At 69.7% G+C, this 19,290-nt stretch carries 2 protein-coding genes; both read left to right on the top strand.

Annotated elements, in window-relative coordinates:
• Nucleotides 1-49 precede the first annotated feature (49 nt).
• Entirely contained in the window at nucleotides 50-10,573 is a 10,524-nt protein-coding gene (locus ACGFR9_RS17365) for an amino acid adenylation domain-containing protein (RefSeq protein ID WP_393209581.1), read from the top strand.
• Entirely contained in the window at nucleotides 10,573-19,284 is an 8,712-nt protein-coding gene (locus ACGFR9_RS17370) for an amino acid adenylation domain-containing protein (protein WP_393208832.1), read from the top strand. Before ACGFR9_RS17365 ends, ACGFR9_RS17370 begins: the two co-directional genes overlap by 1 nt.
• The last annotated feature ends 6 nt before the right edge of the window (nucleotides 19,285-19,290 follow it).

Genomic DNA, 19,290 nt, shown 5'->3' on the forward strand with positions numbered 1-19,290 from the left:
AACCCGTAGTGAGAGGGCTGGAATGAGCGCTTCTGGCATGGATTCGACAATGGGGCGGTCCGCGGGGCGCTCGGGTTCGGGCGGCGGTTCGTTCCTCCCTCTCACACCGACGCAGCACGGGATTTGGCTGCACGAACAGCTGCTGCCGACCAATGCGGTCTACAGCGTGAACCGTGCGATATGGCTCTACGGGCCACTCGACGTCGTGGCCCTGCGCTCGGCCTTCGAGGATGTTCTGCACCGTCATCCGGTTCTCTCCGCCGTCGTACGGGCGGATCCGGAACCGGGCCTGCTGATGTCCACGCCCTCCGAGAGCGCCTTCCGCGTGGTCGATCTGACGGGTTTCCCGGCCGGGGCGGTGCGTGAACACGCCGGCGAGATGGCACGGCAGGACCTGACACGGCCCTTCGACACGGCTGCGGGGCCCCTCGTCAGGGTGCTGTTGTTCCGGCTCTCCGACGCCGAACACCTCTTCGTGTTGAACGGCCACCATCTGGTGCTTGACGGGATATCGGTACGAGTGGTGGCGCGTGACATCGCCGCTGCGTACGAGCAGGTGGTCACCGGCCGGCCATGCCGACCCGCGGTCCAAGCCGCCCAGTTCGCGGAGCACGTCCGGACACAGGCCGACTCTGCTCCGAGCCGTGCCCCGGCCGTTGACGAGTGGGCGGAATCGCTCAGAGGCCTGCCCGCGACACTGGACCTGCCACGGGACCGGCCCTGGCCCGCGACTCCTTCCTACTCCGCCGGCTCGGTGTCGGCGTACGTTGACACCGAACTCGCCTCCGGCATGCGGAAGATGGCGGTGGCACAGCGGGTCTCGCCCTTCACGGTGGCGCTGGCCGCCTTCTCGCTGGTGCTGAGCCGCTACAGCGGGGAGGAGCGATTCGCGCTCGGTACGACGCTCGCTGGGCGCATCGCCTCCGAGCTGGACGAGACCGTGGGCATGCTTGCCAACACGGTGCCCCTTCCCATCGATGTCTCGGGCGCTCCCACCGGCGTCGACCTGCTCCGTCGCGGGCGGTCCGCCGTGCTCGAGGCTCTGAGCCGGCAGGACGTCTCGTTCGCCCAGATCGTCGAGGCGCTGTGTCCGGAACGGATGCCGCACCGAACTCCTGTGTTCCAGGTCGCGATCCAGTACGAGGACCTGTCCGGCGAGGTCTGGTCCCTCAGCGGGCTTCGTTCCGAGAGGCTCCGGCTTCCGCAGGAACTGACCCAGTTCGAACTCACCCTCCTCGTCACGGAGGAAGCCGACGGGATCGCTCTGTCCCTGGAGTACCGCAAGGACCTCTTCGAAGCGGACTCGCTGGACCGGATGCTGAGACACCTGATCACGGTGCTGGAGCGGCTTGTCGAGACACCTGAAGCCCCCGTCTCCGTGCTGTCGGCGCTTCCGGGTCCGCAGAGGGATCTCGTGTTGCGGCAGTTCAACGCGGAATCGGCCGCAGCCGGGGAGCACGACGCCGAACAGGGCGTCGGGCAGCGGATCGACCGCGTCCTGCGGCATGTGGCCGAGGCGGGTCCGGATCGCATCGCGGTGGTCCAGGGGGCCGAGGAGTACACCTACGGCCGGCTCTGGTCCGACAGCCGGGCCGTCGCGGCGGCCCTGCGCGCCCGTGGAGTCCGCCCCGGTGAAGCGGTCGGTCTGCTCGGTGTCGCCGGCTACGAGGCCACGGTCGCCATGGCCGGGATCCTTGTGGCGGGCGGTCACTATGTACCGCTCGACCCGACGTTCCCCGGTGACCGGGTCGTGCACATGCTGTCGGCGACCGGGGCGCGGCATCTGGTCACGGCCGCGGGCAGCGTGCCGGCCGGGGACCCGGGAGTGCGGGTGCACGCTCTTGATGACCTCGTACGGGACGGGCGGGACACGGCGGAGCCGCCGCTGCTGCCCGCCGGGCTCGATGGAGACCTCGCCTACGTGATCTTCACGTCGGGGACGACCGGGGCACCCAAGGCAGTGGGCGTCCCGCACCGCGGAGTCCTCGGTACCGTGTTGCGTCCCGGATCACTCCGGCACGGCCCCGACGACGGCATCCTGCTGCACCTGACGATCGCGTTCGACCCGACGGTCTACATGCTCTGGAGCGCGTTGCTCACCGGCGGGAGGGTGGTCACCCTCGATCCGGAGGCCACGTCGCTGGGCCGGCTGGCCGAGCGCATCTCCCGGCCGGACGTCACGGTGGCCGGCCTGACGCCCGCCCATTTCGGAGTCGTCGTCGACCATCACGCCGACGCCCTGCGCGGCCTGCGAAGGGTGCTGGTCGGTGGTGATGTGCTCCCCGTTCGCCAGGCGCGGCGGATGCTGGCCGAACTGCCCGGCACCGACCTGGTCAACGTCTACGGACCCACCGAGAACTCGATCATCAGCACCGCGTCACACGGGCATACCTGGGACCGGAGCGCGTCGTCCGTGCCCATCGGCCGCGCGGTCGCCGGGACGTCCTGCTACGTGCTCGACCCTCGGATGGAGCCCGTGCCGCTCGGCGCCGCGGGCGAACTGTTCGTCGGCGGCGACAGGCTCGCCCGCGGCTACCTCGACGAGCCCGGACTGACGGCGGGGAAGTTCCTCCCCGACCCGTTCGGCGACGAGCCGGGAGCCCGTATGTACCGCACCGGCGACCAGGTTCGCTGGCGCGCCGACGGACAGCTCGAATTCATCGGGCGTATGGACAGCCAAGTGAAGATCCGTGGGTACCGGGTCGAACTCGGGGAGGTCGAAGCCGCGCTCGTCGAGCACCGGGACGTCCGTCAGGCCGTGGTGACCCCCTGGGACCATCCCACCGGCGGGAAGCGCCTGGCCGCGTACCTCGTGGCCGACAGGGGCGCGACGCTCGACGAGGCGGAAGTACGGCGTTGGCTCGCGCGGCGGCTCCCTCCGTACATGGTGCCGTCGAGTCTCTGTGTCCTCGACGAGATTCCCCTCAATCAGAACCAGAAGCCCGACCGGAAGAGGCTGCCGGCCCCGGATTCCGCCGGGGAGTACCGCGGTCGCCGTGCACCCCGTACGGAAGCGGAACGGTGTCTGGCCGACATCTGGAGTGACGTCCTCGGCCTCGAGCATGTCGACGCCGAGGACGACTTCTTCGCCCTGGGCGGGGACTCCCTCCTCGCGATGAGGGTCGCCGCACGGGCGACCGAGACGGGATACCGGGTAACGGCGCACGATGTGTTCAGCCATCGCACAGTGGCGGGTCTGGCCACGGTGACGGCGGGGGCGGAGCCGCACAGCGGCCCGGCGACCCTGGTTCCCGCCGGCCCTGACACGGTCGGCCGGGACTTCCCCCGGTCCGGTCTCGACCGCCGGCAGACGGGAGATCTCCTCCGGCGCATGTCCGCAGCCGACCCGCGGATCACCGTCGATGACGTGGAGGACATCCATCCGTTGTCCCCACTCCAGTCGGGCATGCTCTTCCACTCCCTCGATGACGCTGAATCCCGGGGATACCTGAGGCAGTTCACCTTCGAGACCCCCGATGACCTCGATCCGACAGCCCTCGGCCAGGCGTGGACGACCGTCGTGCGCCGGCACGACGCCCTGCGCACCACGTGCGTGATCGACGACGTGCCGCAGCCGCTGCTCGTCGTCCACCGCCGACTCGTCCGTCCCTTGGCGGTCGTGGACCTGACGGCGGCGCGGGAGGTCACGTCTCGACTGCGAGACGCCTTGCTGACAGAAATGGACCGTTGTGCGCTGTCGGCGTCCGTGCCCGCGCACCGGCTCGCCCTCGTCATGCTTCCCGACGGCCGGCATCGCCTGGTCTGGACGGTCCACCACCTGCTCGTCGACGGGTGGAGCATCTCGCTCGTCCTCGACGAACTCTTCACTCTCTATCAGGAGATGTCACACGGCGGCCCGCAGTCGCTCTTGTCGGAGGCGGTGTCGTACCGGGGGTTCGCCGAGTGGTTGGGGTCGCGTGATGTGGGGGTGGATGAGGAGTTCTGGCGGGGTGTGCTGGGTGGGGTGTCGTTGCCGACTCCGTTGGTGTTGGGGCAGCGGGGTTCGGGTGTGGGTGGTTCGGGTGTGGTGCGTGGTGTGGTGGGTTCGGAGGTGGTGGAGCGTCTGGAGGGTGTTGCCCGTGGGTTGCGGGTGACGATGAGTTCGGTGGTGCAGGCGGCGTGGGGGTTGGTTCTGCATCGGTATTGCGGGTTGTCGGATGTGGTGTTCGGTTCGGTGTCGTTGGGGCGGTTCGCCGATGTTCCCGGTGTGGAGCGGATGGTGGGGCTGTTGATGAACACGGTGCCGGTGCGGGTGCGGGTGGATGGTGGGGAGTCGGTCGGGGAGTTCCTGTCGGGTGTGCATGAGCGGTTGCTGGCGGTGCGGGAGCATGAGCACAGCGCGTTGGTGGACATTCAGCGGTGGGCGGGTGCGCCGGCCGGTGCGCCCCTCTTCGACAGCATCGTCGCCTTCGACAAATTCGGTCCGCGCAGCCGTGCCGCCGGTGAAGCGTTCCCTCCGGTGGACGACGATGCCGAAGTGCCGGACATGGGGCACCCCCTGGTCCTCGAGGTCGATGCCGAACACGGCCTCTCCCTGCGCCTGGTACACGAGTGCGCGTCGTTCGACGAGGCGTCGGCGAAGAGGGTCCTCGATCATCTGGTCACCGTGCTGGAAGAACTGGCCGGGGACCCGAATGGGACGGTCGCCGACGTGGGTCGGACGTACGGAGCCGGGCGACAAAGCGCCGGCGACGCGGTACTCCCGCCGGAATCCTGCCTGCACGAATTGTTCGAACGCCAGGTTCGTCGCGCGCCCGAGGCGGTTGCGGTCGTGTGCGGTGAGGAGCGGCTCACCTACCGGGAGCTGAACGAGCGGGCCAACCGTCTCGCGCATCACCTGAGGGACCTGGGCATCGCCGCCGAGACCGTAGTGGGCGTCTGCTTGGAGCGGGGCCCCGAACTGATCGCCACGCTGCTCGCCGTGCTGAAGGCCGGAGGAGCCTATGTCCCCCTGGACCCGGCACATCCCGCCGACCGCCTGGGGTACATGCTCCATGACACAGCGAGCCCTCTGGTGATCTCCACGTCGGAGACCGCGGAGCGGCTCGCCCAGGTGTACGACGGCCGGCTCGTGGTGCTCGACCGGGACGCCGGGACTGTCGCCGCCCGTTCCACGGACAACCTCGAAGCCACCTCCGCGGGGCCGGGCACTTCGGCGTACATCATCTACACCTCCGGTTCCACCGGTTCGCCCAAGGGTGTGTGTGTCACGCATGCCCAGGTGACGCCACTCCTGGCGCAGGGCTCCAGGTACTACGGCTTCGGCCCTGATGATGTGTGGTCGCTGTTCCATTCCTATGCGTTCGACGTGTCCGTATGGGAGATGTGGGGTGCGCTCGCCTTCGGGGGACAACTCGTCGTGGTGCCCTTCGACACCGCCCGATCCCCCGACGACTTCCTCGACCTGCTGGTCCGGCACCAGGTCACCGTGCTGTGCCAGACACCCTCCGCGTTCCGTCCGCTGGCCGCGGCGGCGGGTGCCGATGATCCGCGGATCCGGCGGCTCGCCCTGCGCGCCGTGGTGTTCGCGGGCGAACGCCTCGACATGGCTTCACTCACCCCGTGGGTGCGTCGTCTGGGTCTGGAGCGGCCCGCGCTGGTCAACATGTACGGCATCACCGAAACCGTCGTCCACACGACCTACCACCGCATTGCCGAGCACGACATGGACGCGGACGGCGGGAACCCGATCGGCCGTCCTCTGGGAGACATGCAGGTCCATCTCCTCGACGAGTACGGCCGGCGCGTCGCCCCGGGAGAAGCGGGGGAGATATACGTCGGCGGGGCCGGAGTGGCGCGAGGATACCTGGGCCGTCCCGCACTGACGGCCGAGCGATTCGTACCGGACCCCTTCGGGCCGCCCGGAGCACGGCTCTACCGCAGCGGTGACCTGGCCCGCCGGCGTCCTGACGGCAGCCTGGACTTCATCGACCGGATCGATGACCAGGTCAAGATCCGCGGCTATCGTGTCGAACTCGGCGAGGTGCGGACCGTGCTGGCCGCCAGGCCGGGAATCCGGGACGCGGCCGTGGTGATCCTGGAGTACGGCCCGGGCGACCGCAGACTCATCGGGTACGTGGTGCCCGAGGACGGCGAGGTCCCCGACGTCCGGGCGTTGCGTGCGGCGCTCGCGGATCGACTGCCTTCCTACATGGTGCCGGCCTCCTTCGTCGTACTCGAGGCGCTGCCGCTGACCGTCAACGGCAAGTTGGACCGCCGGGCCCTGCCCGCCCCGGAGCCCCGAAGGCCCCGGACGGGCGAGGACCGCGTCCCCCCTCGAGGACCGGTCGAGCAGAAGCTTGCCCGTGTCTGGGCAGAGGTCCTGGGGCTCGACGAGATCGGCTCCCATGACAACTTCTTCGAGTTGGGCGGCAATTCGGTCCTGGCGATTCAGGTCGCGACTCGCGCCGCAACCGCCGGGTTGCTCATGAAGCCGCGGCAGCTCTTCGCCTTTCCGACCATCGCCGGACTGGCCGAGGCCGTGACCGAGCCCGCGGCCACGCCCGGTGCCCCGCCGCCCCGGCATCATGAACCGTTCCAGCTCTCCGGCCTCGATCGTGAAGGGATCCGGGAACTGGCGGTCCGGGCCCAGCGGGAGACCGGTCTGGTGCTGCTGGCCGATGCCTATCCACTGTCGCCACTGCAGTCGGGCATGCTGTTCCACACCCTTTACGACCCTGATCCCAGCAGCTACGTGCGGCAGTTCCTCTACAACCTCGACGGTGATCTGGACTGGAGCACCTTCGAGCTCGCCTGGCGCGAGGTGGTGGACCGGCACACCACTCTTCGGACAACCGTTGCCTGGCAGGACCTGCCGCAACCCCTGCAACTGGTATGGCACGACGCGACGCCCGTGGTCGTGCTGGACGACTGGTCACATCTGGACGAGGCGGAGCGCGCGCAGGCCCTCGAGGAACTGATCACCAGCGACTGTGCCGAGGGCTTCGACATCGGTGGCGGCCCCGCTCACCGGCTGAGGCTCATTCGCACCGGTGAGCGGACTCATCAACTCCTGTGGACCGTGCACCACATGCTCTTCGACGGGTGGAGCGTCCCCGTCGTCCTCGGTGACCTGCTCGCCGCCTGCACCGGGCTCCGCCGGAACGACACCGCACCGTTGCTGTCGGAGGCGGTGTCGTACCGGGGGTTCGCCGAGTGGTTGGGGTCGCGTGATGTGGGGGTGGATGAGGAGTTCTGGCGGGGTGTGCTGGGTGGGGTGTCGTTGCCGACTCCGTTGGTGTTGGGGCAGCGGGGTTCGGGTGTGGGTGGTTCGGGTGTGGTGCGTGGTGTGGTGGGTTCGGAGGTGGTGGAGCGTCTGGAGGGTGTTGCCCGTGGGTTGCGGGTGACGATGAGTTCGGTGGTGCAGGCGGCGTGGGGGTTGGTTCTGCATCGGTATTGCGGGTTGTCGGATGTGGTGTTCGGTTCGGTGTCGTTGGGGCGGTTCGCCGATGTTCCCGGTGTGGAGCGGATGGTGGGGCTGTTGATGAACACGGTGCCGGTGCGGGTGCGGGTGGATGGTGGGGAGTCGGTCGGGGAGTTCCTGTCGGGTGTGCATGAGCGGTTGCTGGCGGTGCGGGAGCATGAGCACAGCGCGTTGGTGGACATTCAGCGGTGGGCGGGTGCGCCGGCCGGTGCGCCCCTCTTCGACAGCATCGTGGTCGTGGAAACCCCCTACGACACGGACGCCCTTACCACGGAGGAGCTGGCGCTCACTCCCGTTCGGGCCGGCGGCAGCCCTGCCACGGGTTATCCGCTGGTCCTGCAGGTGGACGCCGATCGAGAACTGTCCTTCCAGCTGTTCTACGCACAGGAGTCGTTCGACGACGAGACAGCGGAGAGAACGCTCGCCCACGTGGTGCAGGTCCTCGAAGGGCTGGCCGAGGACCCCGGGGGACCGGTGGCGGGGATCAGCTTGCTGCCGGCGGCCGAGCGGCAGCTGGTCGTCCGGGACTGGAATGCCACCGATGCGGACTTCCCCCGTGATGCCTGCCTTCAGGAGCTGTTCGAACGCCAGGTGCGCCGTGTGCCCGAGGCGGTCGCGGTCGTGTGCGGTGAGGAGCGGCTCACCTACCGGGAGCTGAACGAGCGGACCAACCGCCTCGCACATCACCTCAGGAATCTGGGCGTCGGCCCCGAGACCGTGGTCGGCGTCTGTGTGGAGCACGGCGTGGACATGCTCGTCGCGCTGTGGGGAATCGTGAAATCCGGCGGCGCGTATGTGCCGATGGATCCCCGGCATCCCGCGGAACGCCAGGTTTTCGCGCTGTCCGACGCGGCCGCCGAGGTCGTGGTCACTCAGGAGGCCCTGGCCGAGCGGTTCGCCGGCAGTGAGTCCGCGGTGGTCCGCATCGACGCGGACTGGCCCCGGATCGAACAGAGGCCGGCCGTGGATCCTCCGGTGCTGGGATCCGCCGACAATCTGGTGTACGTCATGTACACCTCCGGTTCCACGGGCAGACCCAAAGGGGTCATGATCAGTCACCGCGGACTGATCAACTATCTCGCCTGGGCAACCGAGGGCTACGGTCTCGAGGGCGCGTCCGGCGCTCCGATGCTGGGGTCCATCGCCTTCGACCTGTCGGTGCCGAACTTCTTCCTGCCGTTGACAGGCGGCAAGGACGTGACCCTGCTGCCCCCGGACGACCCGATCGCCGGTCTCTCGGAACTGCTCACGCGTCCCGGTGACTTCAGCCTGCTGAAGATCACTCCCGCTCACCTGGATGTGCTGCGCGGTGAGCTGCCACCCGGAGCGGTGGATTCGGTTCGTACCTTCGTGGTCGGCGCCGATGAGATGAGGCCGGAGACCGCCGCGGCGTGGCGCCGCATCGCGCCGGGGGCGCGGATCATCAATGAGTACGGCCCCACCGAGACCGTCGTCGGCTGTTCGATCCACACGGTGCCCGACGACGTCGGGTACACGAGCCTGGTCCCGATCGGGAAGCCGATCGCCAACACGCGTATGTACGTGCTCGACGACCGGCTGAACCCCGTTCCGATCGGTGTCGTCGGCGAGCTGTACATCGGCGGTGAGGGAGTGGCCCGGGGCTACCTGAACCGTCCCGCGCTGACCGCGGAGCGCTTCCTGCCGGACCCGTACAGCGATGCTCCGGGCACCCGCTTCTACCGCACGGGCGACCTGGCCAGGTTCCGGGCGGACGGGGAACTGGAGTTCCTCGGCCGGATCGACCACCAGGTCAAGATCCGAGGCTACCGGATCGAACTCGGCGAGATCGAGGCCGGATTGCTTCGGCACGCCGCAGTGCGCGAGGCCGTGGTCGCGGCCCGCGAGGACCAGCCCGGTGACAAGCGGCTCGCCGCCTATGTGGTTCTCGAACCGGGCCGGTCGACGGGCGCACCGGATCTGCGGGACTTCTTGCGGCAGACCCTGCCCTCCTACATGCTGCCGGCCAGTTACACCGTCCTGGACGCCATCCCACTCAGCCAGGGCGGAAAGGTCGATCGAAGGCTGCTGCCCGCCCCCGGTCTCCACAGGACGGACGTGGCCGCGTCCGGGCACACGGCTCCCACAACGCCGACGGAACACACGCTCGCGGGCATCTGGACCAGCGTGCTGCGGCTGGACCGGGTGGGCATCCACGACAGCTTCTTCGAATTGGGCGGGGACTCGATCAGTGCCATCGCCGCCGTCGACAAGGTGCGTGCGGCCTTCGACGTCGCGGTCCCCCTCGTCGCGTTCTTCCAGAATCCGACGGTGGCCCAGATGTCCGCCGCCCTGCGCGACCTCATGACCCGGCAGCGTGACGGCACTCTGATTCGGCTGCGCCGTGGCGAGGGCGGCTCGCCGCTCTTCCTCTTCCCGGCTCAGGGCGGGTTTGCGACCTCCTATCTGGAACTGGCCGGGCTGCTCGGCCCAGGACAGTCGGTGTACGCCCTGCAGTCGGTCGGGGTCGACTCCGGCGAGAGCCCGCTCACCAGTGTGGAGGCGATCGCTCGCGCGGGGCTGCGGTCGATCCGGGAGATCCGTCCCACCGGCCCGTACCGGCTCGCGGGCTGGTCCTTCGGCGGACTGGTGGCCTTCGAAGCAGCGCGGCAGCTGGAGGCGGCCGGCGAGACCGTGGACCTGCTCGGCATCGTCGACACGCCGGTGTTCCGGCCGCGGACCCGGCGCAGCGGCTCCGCCGGCGGCCTCAGGGAACAGCTCATGGAAGTGGCGGCAGAGCTGAAGCTCTTCGAGCAGCGGCTCGAAGAGCGTTCGGAGGAGGAACTCCTCGAGGAGATCCTGCGCCACGAGCGCTCCGGAAGCCGCATGTCCAACCTGGCGGACAGCGAATCGGTACGGCGGATGGTGCAGGTGTACACGGCCAATGGCGCGGCCACGAGCGCCTACCGGTACGACGGTGTCGTGGCGGCCGACATCCACCTGCTGCGCAGCGAGGAGCAGGGGAGCGGGCTCATGGACGAGGTCCGACCGGAGGAGTGGCAGGCGCTGACCACCGGTGCGGTGAAGGTCTACCCGGTGCCGGGCCGCCACGCCGAACTGCTGGAGGTCCCCCAGGTGCGGCACGTGGCGGACGTCCTGTCCGGAATCCTGAAGAACGGAAGTGAAGGCTGATGGCTGACGGTCACCGCGGTTCGGGACATGGGCTGGATCGCGTCGCGGCCGGGCAGCAGGAGATCGCCGGCGCCTTGAACGACACGGTCGTGGACCTGCCGCCGCGTTCTCTGCCCGAGCTGATCCACCAGCAGGTCCTGGCCACACCCGAAGCGACCGCCGTCTCCTGCGGAGACGAGTTGACGTACGCCCGGCTGTGGGAGCAGGCCGGGCTGGTGGCCGGACGGCTGCGCGCGGAGGGCATCGGCCCGGGCGATCTGGTGGGTGTCGCCATGGAGCGCGGGACCGCGCTGGTGGTGGCACTGCTCGGTGTCCTGCGCTCCGGTGCCGGCTATGTGCCCCTCGACCCGGATCTGCCGCCCGCCCGGCTGGCGCGTACGGTCGGGCACGCGGGCCTGAGGACGGTGCTGACCGACGGAGAGCGCCCGGAATGGCTGCCGTCCGACGGGGTGGTGGTACTGCGTCTGGGCGAAGCGGAACCGACGGCCGGGCCCGGCCCCGCCACCTTCAGCGCGCCCGACCCCTCCTCGGTCGCCTATGTGATCTACACGTCCGGGTCGACGGGCCTGCCCAAGGGCGTCGCCGTCCCGCACTCCGCGCTCGCGAACTTCATGTGCTCGATGCGCGAAGCCCCGGGCCTGGACGCGTCGGACGTCCTGGTGGCCGTCACCACCGTCTCCTTCGACATCGCGGCACTGGAGCTCTTCCTCCCCCTGGTGGTGGGCGGACGTGTGGTCGTCGCGAGCAGAGCGCAGGCCACGGACCCCGCACTGCTGGCCGACCTGATCACTGAGGCCGGCGGAACCGTTCTGCAGGCCACACCGGCGACGTGGCAGTTGCTGAGGGAGGCCGACTGGCGTCCGCCCCAGGGCTTCACCGTGCTCTGTGGCGGAGACCGGCTTCCCCCGGACCTCGCCGGCTGGCTGACCTCCCTGGGGAGTGCCGCGTGGGACCTCTACGGACCGACCGAGACGACCATCTGGTCGGCCGCCGGACGACTCGGGGACCGCGGGCGAACCGTCGACTGGAGCCCGGTCGCCAACACGAGCGTGCACGTACTGGACACCGACATGCGTCCCGTCCCCTTCGGGGAGCAGGGCGAGGTCTACATCGGCGGTGCGGGCCTCGCCCTCGGCTACATGGGACAACCGGCCCTCACCGCCGAGCGGTTCCTGCCCGATCGCCTCTCACCCGTACCAGGACAACGGCTCTACGCGACCGGTGACCTGGGCCGCCGCCGCGACGACGGGACCGTCGAGATCCTGGGACGGGCCGACCATCAGCTGAAGGTCCGCGGATTCCGCGTCGAGCCGGGAGAGATCGAAGCCGCGATCCTGGGCCATCCCCAGGTGCGGCAGGCCGTCGTCGTTCCCCGCCGGGAAGAGGGACGCGACCAGGGCCTCGTGGCCTATGTCGTTCCTGCCCCCGCGGACGACAGCGGCACGGTACCCGACGCGGCCGGTCGTCATGCGGCGGACGGTGAGCGGGGGGACGGTCCGCCGGTCGTCGGCGTCGATCCCGCCGGGCTGAGCGGCGCGGACCAGCTCAGGAGCGCCATCGACGCAGCCCTCGACCGGGTGGCGCCAGGGGGGCAGGTGATCATCGAGGGCGTGCGCGACCTGCGTCTGCTGACGGCCGAGGCCGTGGTGGCGGAGGTGTCCCGGCGCTCCCCCTACGACAGTTGCGCGTCGCTGGCCGGACAGGTGGACCAAATACTCACCCTGACCGACGAACTCGCCGTGGACCCCCGCTTCTTCGCCGAAGTCCAGCGGCTCTCGGACCGCGTGGCCAGGGTCGACATCCATCCGGACCCCGGGACGGAGACGGAGCGGGAGGGCCCGTTCCGCTACCGGGTGGTCATCCACAGGACGGCGGACGCGGTGGCCACCGCCGCGGATCGGCCGAGTCGTCGGACGCACCGCGACTTCGCCGGCACGACGATGTCCTCCCTCGAGGCCATGCTGCGCTCGGCTCCCGGTGACTTCGCTCTGCGGGGCGTCCCCGATGCCCGACGGGCCTTCGCCGTCGCCGTGGCGGAGCGACTGTCCCGTGCGGACCACGGTGAGGTCCTGGGCGGGTTGCTGGAGGCGGCCCGGGACTGCGACCGGGTACGCACGGCCCTGGACCGGCAGGCGGTGCAGGCTCTGGCCGAGCGCCTCGGTTTCCACGTGACGGAGGTCCTGTGCGGGGACGGAGGCCCGGACGAGTCGGATCTGCTCCTTCGGCGTGCCGGCACATCGGACCGGCCGGCCCCCGCTCGGGTGGAGCCTCGCGGAGCCCCGGCGCCCGCGCCGGCCCCGGACGAGCTGCGCGGGATGGTCAACGACCCGGCCCGAGCGCGACGGCTGCGGCGCCTCGACCGCGCGTTGCGGTCCTTCCTCACCGACCGGCTGCCCGCGTACATGGTGCCGGGCGAATTCGTCGTCGTGGAAGGGCTTCCGCTCAACGCCAATGGCAAGATCGACCGCACCCGCCTGCCCCTGCCCCTGTCCTCGGCGGGACGCAGGCCCTCGGCCCCACCGGTCTCAGAGGATCAACGACTGGTCGCGCGCCTGTGGGGCGAGGTGCTCGGCCACGACGACATCGGGCTCGACGACACGTTCCTGAACGTGGGCGGTGACTCGGTCCGCGCAGTCCGCGTCGCGTCTCTCGCCCGCCGGGCGGGCTTGGACATGCCGGTGGCCGACGTGCTGAGGCTGCCCCTGAAGCAGTTGGCCGAACTCGTGGCGCCGGGCCCGGACTCTCCCGGCGCGTCGTCCGCTGTCCGTGCCGCCGACGAGCCGGCGGAGGCCGGTGTTCCCGGCTCGCCGTATCCGCTGACGTCGACGCAGGCCGGCATGCTGTTCCACAGCCAGTACTCCGCGGGCACGGCCGACTACTTCCAGCAGACGGTCTACCGGATCCACGGGCCGGTCGACACCGACGCGCTGCGCACGGCATGGGAGACGGTGGCACGCCGGCACTCGGTGCTGCGGAACGTCGCCGAGTGGGAGGGACTCGCGGCTCCGCACCAGAGAACGCTGCCGGACGCAGTCCCTCCGCTCCGAGTGGTGGAACTCCTCGGCGTCGACGACCGGGAGGCGGCGCTGAACCGGTTCCTGGAGGAGGACCGGGCCACAGGGTTCGACATCGCGAGCGAGCCGCCCTTCCGGCTCACCCTGATGCGCTGGTCGCACGAACTGACCGAGATGATCCTCAGCTACCACCATCTCCTACTGGACGGATGGAGCCTGCCCATCCTGGTGAACGAGGTGGAACGGTTCTATGCGGCGCGCCCGGACGGCGAACCCCCTCTGCCGGCACCCGCCCCCTCCTACCGGCGGTACGTGGAGTGGCTGAGGGACCAGGACCACGAGGCAGCGCTCACGTACTGGCGCGAGCGCCTGTCCGGATTCACAGCTCCCACCCCGATCGCGCTGGGCCGCCCCGACTCCACGGCCGGGGACACCACCGGCGAGGTGACCATCACCCTCCGCGGAGACCTGGCACGCCGGCTGGAACTCGTGGGACGCGCGAGCGGGCTGACCCTCGGCTCGGTCTTCCACGGCGCCTGGGCTCTCCTGCTGTCCCGCTACAGCGGGGAGGACGATGTCGTCTTCGGGTCGACCGTCGCCGTGCGCCCGGCGACCCTCCCCGGTGCCGATGAACTCGTCGGCCTGTGCATCAACACCGTCCCGGTGCGGTGCCGCACGGCGCCACAGGCGGCACTCGACGGATGGCTGCGCGACCTTCAGGAACGGATGGTCGAGGGGCGGAGCTACGACTACGCGGCGCTCGCGGACGTCCAGGCCGCCAGCGAGGTCCCCCGTGGCACCTCCCTGTTCGACAGCCTGGTGGTCGTCGACGGTTTCGCAGCCCCCTCCGGGACGCTTCCCTCCGACAGCGAACTGCGCATCGAGCCGGTGGGAACCGTCGAGTCCACCGGCTACCCACTGGTCGTCATGCTCGAGGCGGGGGACCGCCCGACCATTCGTCTGCGCTATCGGCGCAGCCGTTTCGATCACGCGGCGGTCTCGGCGCTCGCCGGTCACCTCCATACCGTCATGAGGGCGTACGCCGACAATCCTTCCCGGCAGCTGGCGGACATCTGTCTGCTGGCGCCGCACGAGTGGAGCGAAGTCGTCGCCGGCTGGAACCGGACGCGGGCCCCCTACCCCGCGGACATGACCTTGCCGGGGCTGTTCACCCGTCAGGCCGCGGCTACCCCGCACGCCGTGGCCCTGCGGTTCGGCGACGCCGCGTGGACGTACGAACAGCTCAACCAGCGGGCCAACCGCCTCGCCCACTGCCTACGGGCGCGCGGAGCGGGGCTGGAGACCCTGGTCGGTGTCCTGACGACCAGGACGCCGGACATGGTGGTCGCCATGCTCGCCGTCATGAAGGCGGGCGGCGCCTATGTCCCGCTGGCCTCCGACAACCCCCCCGAGCGACTGGCCCATGTGGTCCGGGACGCCGGACTGCCGTTGGTGATCGCCCACGCCGGTCTCGTGGGCGGACTGGACCTCGGTTCCGCCGAGCTCTGTGTGCTGGACACCATGGAGGAGGAACTGGACCTCTCGCCCTCCGGTGACCCGGCCGAGCTGGCCTCGCCCGACAGCCTCGCCTACGTGATGTACACATCGGGGTCGTCCGGCCGGCCCAAGGGGGTGATGTGCCACCACCGGGGTCTCGTGAACTACATCCACTGGTGCTCGCGCCACTACGCGGACCTGTCCGACGGCGGAGCACCGGTGTTCTCCTCGTTCGGCTTCGACATGATCGTGCCGAATCTGTATGTGCCGCTGATCCTCGGCCATCCGGTCCATCTGATTCCGGAAACCAGGGACCCTGAACGGCTGGCCGACCTGCTCCTGGCCCAGTCGCCCTTCGGCTTCGTCAAGTTGACCCCCGGCCATCTCGAACTCCTGTCCCAGCGAGTGTCCCCGGAACAGGCCCGCGGCCTGGCCGCCGTACTCGCCGTCGGCGCCGACGGCTTCCCGGCCAGCGTTCTCGAAAGCTGGCGCGCGCTCGACCCGGACACGCGAGTGATCAACGAGTACGGACCGACGGAGGCATCCGTCGCGAACTCCGTCCACGTGGTGAGCGGATCACCGGCCGGCGATCTCGTTCCCATCGGCAGGCCCATCTCGAACACGACGCTCTATGTGCTCGACGAGGGCATGAACCCGCTTCCGGTCGGAGTTCCGGGAGAGATCTACATCGGAGGCGTGTGCTGCGCTCGTGGCTACCGGAATCACCCCGGCCGGACCGCTCAGCAGTTCGTTCCCGACCCCTTCTCGGACCAGCCGGGCGGGCGGCTCTACCGAACCGGTGACGTGGGCTACTGGCACCCCGACGGCAACCTTCAGTTCGTGGGACGGCGTGACCACCAGGTCAAGATCCGCGGCTACCGCATCGAGACCGGGGAGGTCGAGGCTGCCCTGGCCGCGCATCCCCGAGTACGCCACGCCGTGGTCTCGGCGCCCCCCGGCGCCAGTGGCCGGCGGCGGCTGGTCGCGCACGCGGTGGCCGACCCCGGCGCACAGGTCGGTCGCCAGGAACTGCGCGACTGGCTCACCGAGCGGCTGCCCCCGTACATGCTTCCGTCGGTGATCGTGCTGCTGGACGCCATGCCTCTCGACTCCAACGGCAAGGTCGACCGCAAAGCGCTCGCGGTGCTGAGCGCGGCCGATACGCGCGAGGACGCGCCGTCCCGAGGGCCCGCCGGCCCTCTGGAAGAGCGGATCGCCGCCATCTGGCAGCGGGTCCTCGGCGTCGATGAACTGGGAGCGCACGACAACTTCTTCGCACTGGGAGGGGACTCCATCCTCACGATGCAGATCGCGGCCGAAGCCCGGCGCGCGGGGCTGAGGATCACTCCGAAGGACATCTTCCTGTACCCCACCGTCGTGAGTCTGGCTCCACACGTGACCCCGGACAGTCCGTCCGAGGTGGCCGCAGCCACTGAAATCGTCGATGCCACAGGTCCGTTGCGTCTCACCCCCGTCCAGCAATGGTTCCTGGACCAGGACTTGACCGACGCCCACCACTACAACCAGTCCGTGCAGCTGGAGTTGGACTCCCCGGACCCGGTGGCCCTGGAGTCCGCGCTGCGGGCCGTGATCGACCGGCACGACGCGCTGAGGCTCCGTTTTACGCGATCGCCGGATGGCTGGCATCAGACGGTCGTACCGAGTGAGGACAGTTTCCGACTCCGGGTGGTGACAGCCACGGACCGGGACGGGCGGCAGGGGCCGCTCGACGACGAGGCCGATCAGCTGCAGGCCTCCCTCGATGTGGCCCGGGGGCCGCTCGTGGCGGCGGCTCTCTTCGGTCTCGGCGACGACCGTCCCTCCCGCTTGCTGATCACCGTGCACCACTTGGCCGTGGACACGCTTTCCTGGCGCTCGATCCTCGTCGACCTGGCCGAGTCCTACGAGGCGGCACTGAGGGGCGAGCCGTGGTCCCCCCCGGCGCCGCCGACGACCTTCAGCCACTGGACGCGCTCACTCGGCCGGTACGCGGACGAGGTCGCCCCGGCCCTCGACCAGGCCTACTGGATCGGGATGCTCACGGACATCCCGCGGCTTCCCCGTGACTTCCCGGGCGGCCGGCACACTGTGCGGCGGACGGGCACGGTGACGGCACGCCTCTCCTCCGAGGACACCGCCGCGCTCACCGGGATTCCGGCGTCCGGCCGGATGCGGGTGGACGAAGTACTGCTGACCGCGCTCGCCATGACGCTGCAGGAATGGGTCGGTGAGGCCGTACCGGTCGATGTCGAGCGCCACGGACGGGAGCACCCCGTCACGGGTGTCGACGTCGGAGAGACCGTCGGCTGGTTCACGTGTGTTCACCCGGTGCGGCTGCCCGTCCCGCTGACGGGGGAGACGGGGCGCGACACGGCTGCGGCGGTCACGACGGTCCGGCAGCTGTTGCGCTCGGTACCCGGTGACGGTTTCGCCTACGGAATCCTCCGCCATCTGACCACAGGGCCCCGATACCAGAAGCTTCGCGAACTTCCCGATTCCCCGATTCTGTTCAACTACCAGGGACAGATGGACCGTTCGCACGTGAGCCGGGGCCCACTGCGCGTCCTGCCGGGGACCCTGGGTGCGGAGAGAAGTCCCGATCAGCGGCGCAGCCATGACATCGAGATCGAAGCGGCGGTCAAGGACGGCGTACTCGAGACCGAGTGGATCTTCTCCGGCGACCGGTTCCGCACCGGGACCATCCGAGAGGTGGCCGAGACATTCACCCGCCGCCTCAGCGAGGTCATCCGTCACTGCGACGGGAACCGGAACATCTTCACCCCCTCGGATTTCCGGCCGGCCGGCATGAGCCAGCGGACGCTGGACGCCCTCGTCGCCGCTCATCCGGGCATCGAGGACGTGTTCCCCCTGACTCCGGTCCAGCAAGGGATGCTCTACCATTCCCTCCTGCATCCCGACAGTGCGCACTATCAGGACCAGCAGGAACTGCGTCTCACCGGGCGCATAGACGTCGACGCCTTCCGCGGTGCGTGGGGCGACGTCAGCGCCAGGCATCCCCTGCTGCGTGGCGCGGTCGTCTGGCGCGGGGTGCCTCAGCCCGTCCATGTCGTGCGGACCGGGAACGACATATCCACGCGGGTCTTCGACTGGCGCGGTGAGGCGCCCGAGGACATGGGCCACAACCTGCGGACCCTGGCCTCCGCTGAACGGGCCGAGCCGTTCGCGGCCGACGGCACAGCCCCGATCCGGCTGGCACTGGTCCGTGTCTCGTCGGACCAGCTGATCGCGTTCATGACATATCACCACCTCCTGCTCGACGGCTGGAGCGTGGCGCTGATGCTGCGTGAACTGATGGAGTGCTACAGGGCGCGGCTCGCCGGTGAGGTGGCCGCCCTGCCCCCGGCCACGTCGTACCGCAGACACGTGGAGTGGCTGGCCTCCCGTCCACCCAAGGATGCGGAGCGCTACTGGCGCGGAGTCTTCGACGGTGCGGTCCGCCGTCCCATGCCGTCCGTGGCTCAGGACGACCCGGGCGGCACCGGCACGGGCTCGGTGGAGGCCACACTGGGCTCCACGGCCACGGAGGCGTTGCGCCACCTCGCCTCGCGCTGCGAAGTGACCCTGGGATCCGTAGCGTTGGCCGCCTGGGGCATCGCCCTCAACCACCTGACGGGACGCCAGGACATCACGGTCGGATCGACGTTCGCCGTGCGGTCGCCGGAGATCGACGGGGTGGAGACGATCGTCGGACCGATGATCAACACTCTGCCCCTCCGGCTGGCGATCAGGACGGAGGGCACCGTGACGGAACTCCTCAAGGATGTGCAGGCACGCCATCTCGACATCAGGGAATACGGTCACAGCGCGCTCACGGACGTCAATGCCTGGAGCGGTGCACCGCCACGGACAGCCCTGTTCGACAGCATCGTCGTCGTCGAGGGGTACTCGGACCAGCTGGACGACGGATCGGGTACGACGCTCTCCATCGGAGAGATCACCGAGAGTACCGGTTACCCCCTGACCCTCTGTTTCAAGGATGCCGAACGCCTTCGGCTCCGGCTCCTGTTCGATCGACGCACCCACTCTCCGTCTGCCGCGTCGGCCGTGATGGCCGCGGTGGAAGGAGTTCTCACGGATCTGGCGGCGTCCCCCGGGGGACACCGGCGGGTCCGTGACGTACTCGGGGCCGAGCGCCCGCCGATGGCCGTGCGGGCCACCCTTTCCCCCTCGCGGAGCTGAGAGTCG

Source organism: Streptomyces sp. NPDC048584, from assembly GCF_043199595.1.
Classification (GTDB): domain Bacteria; phylum Actinomycetota; class Actinomycetes; order Streptomycetales; family Streptomycetaceae; genus Streptomyces; species Streptomyces edwardsiae.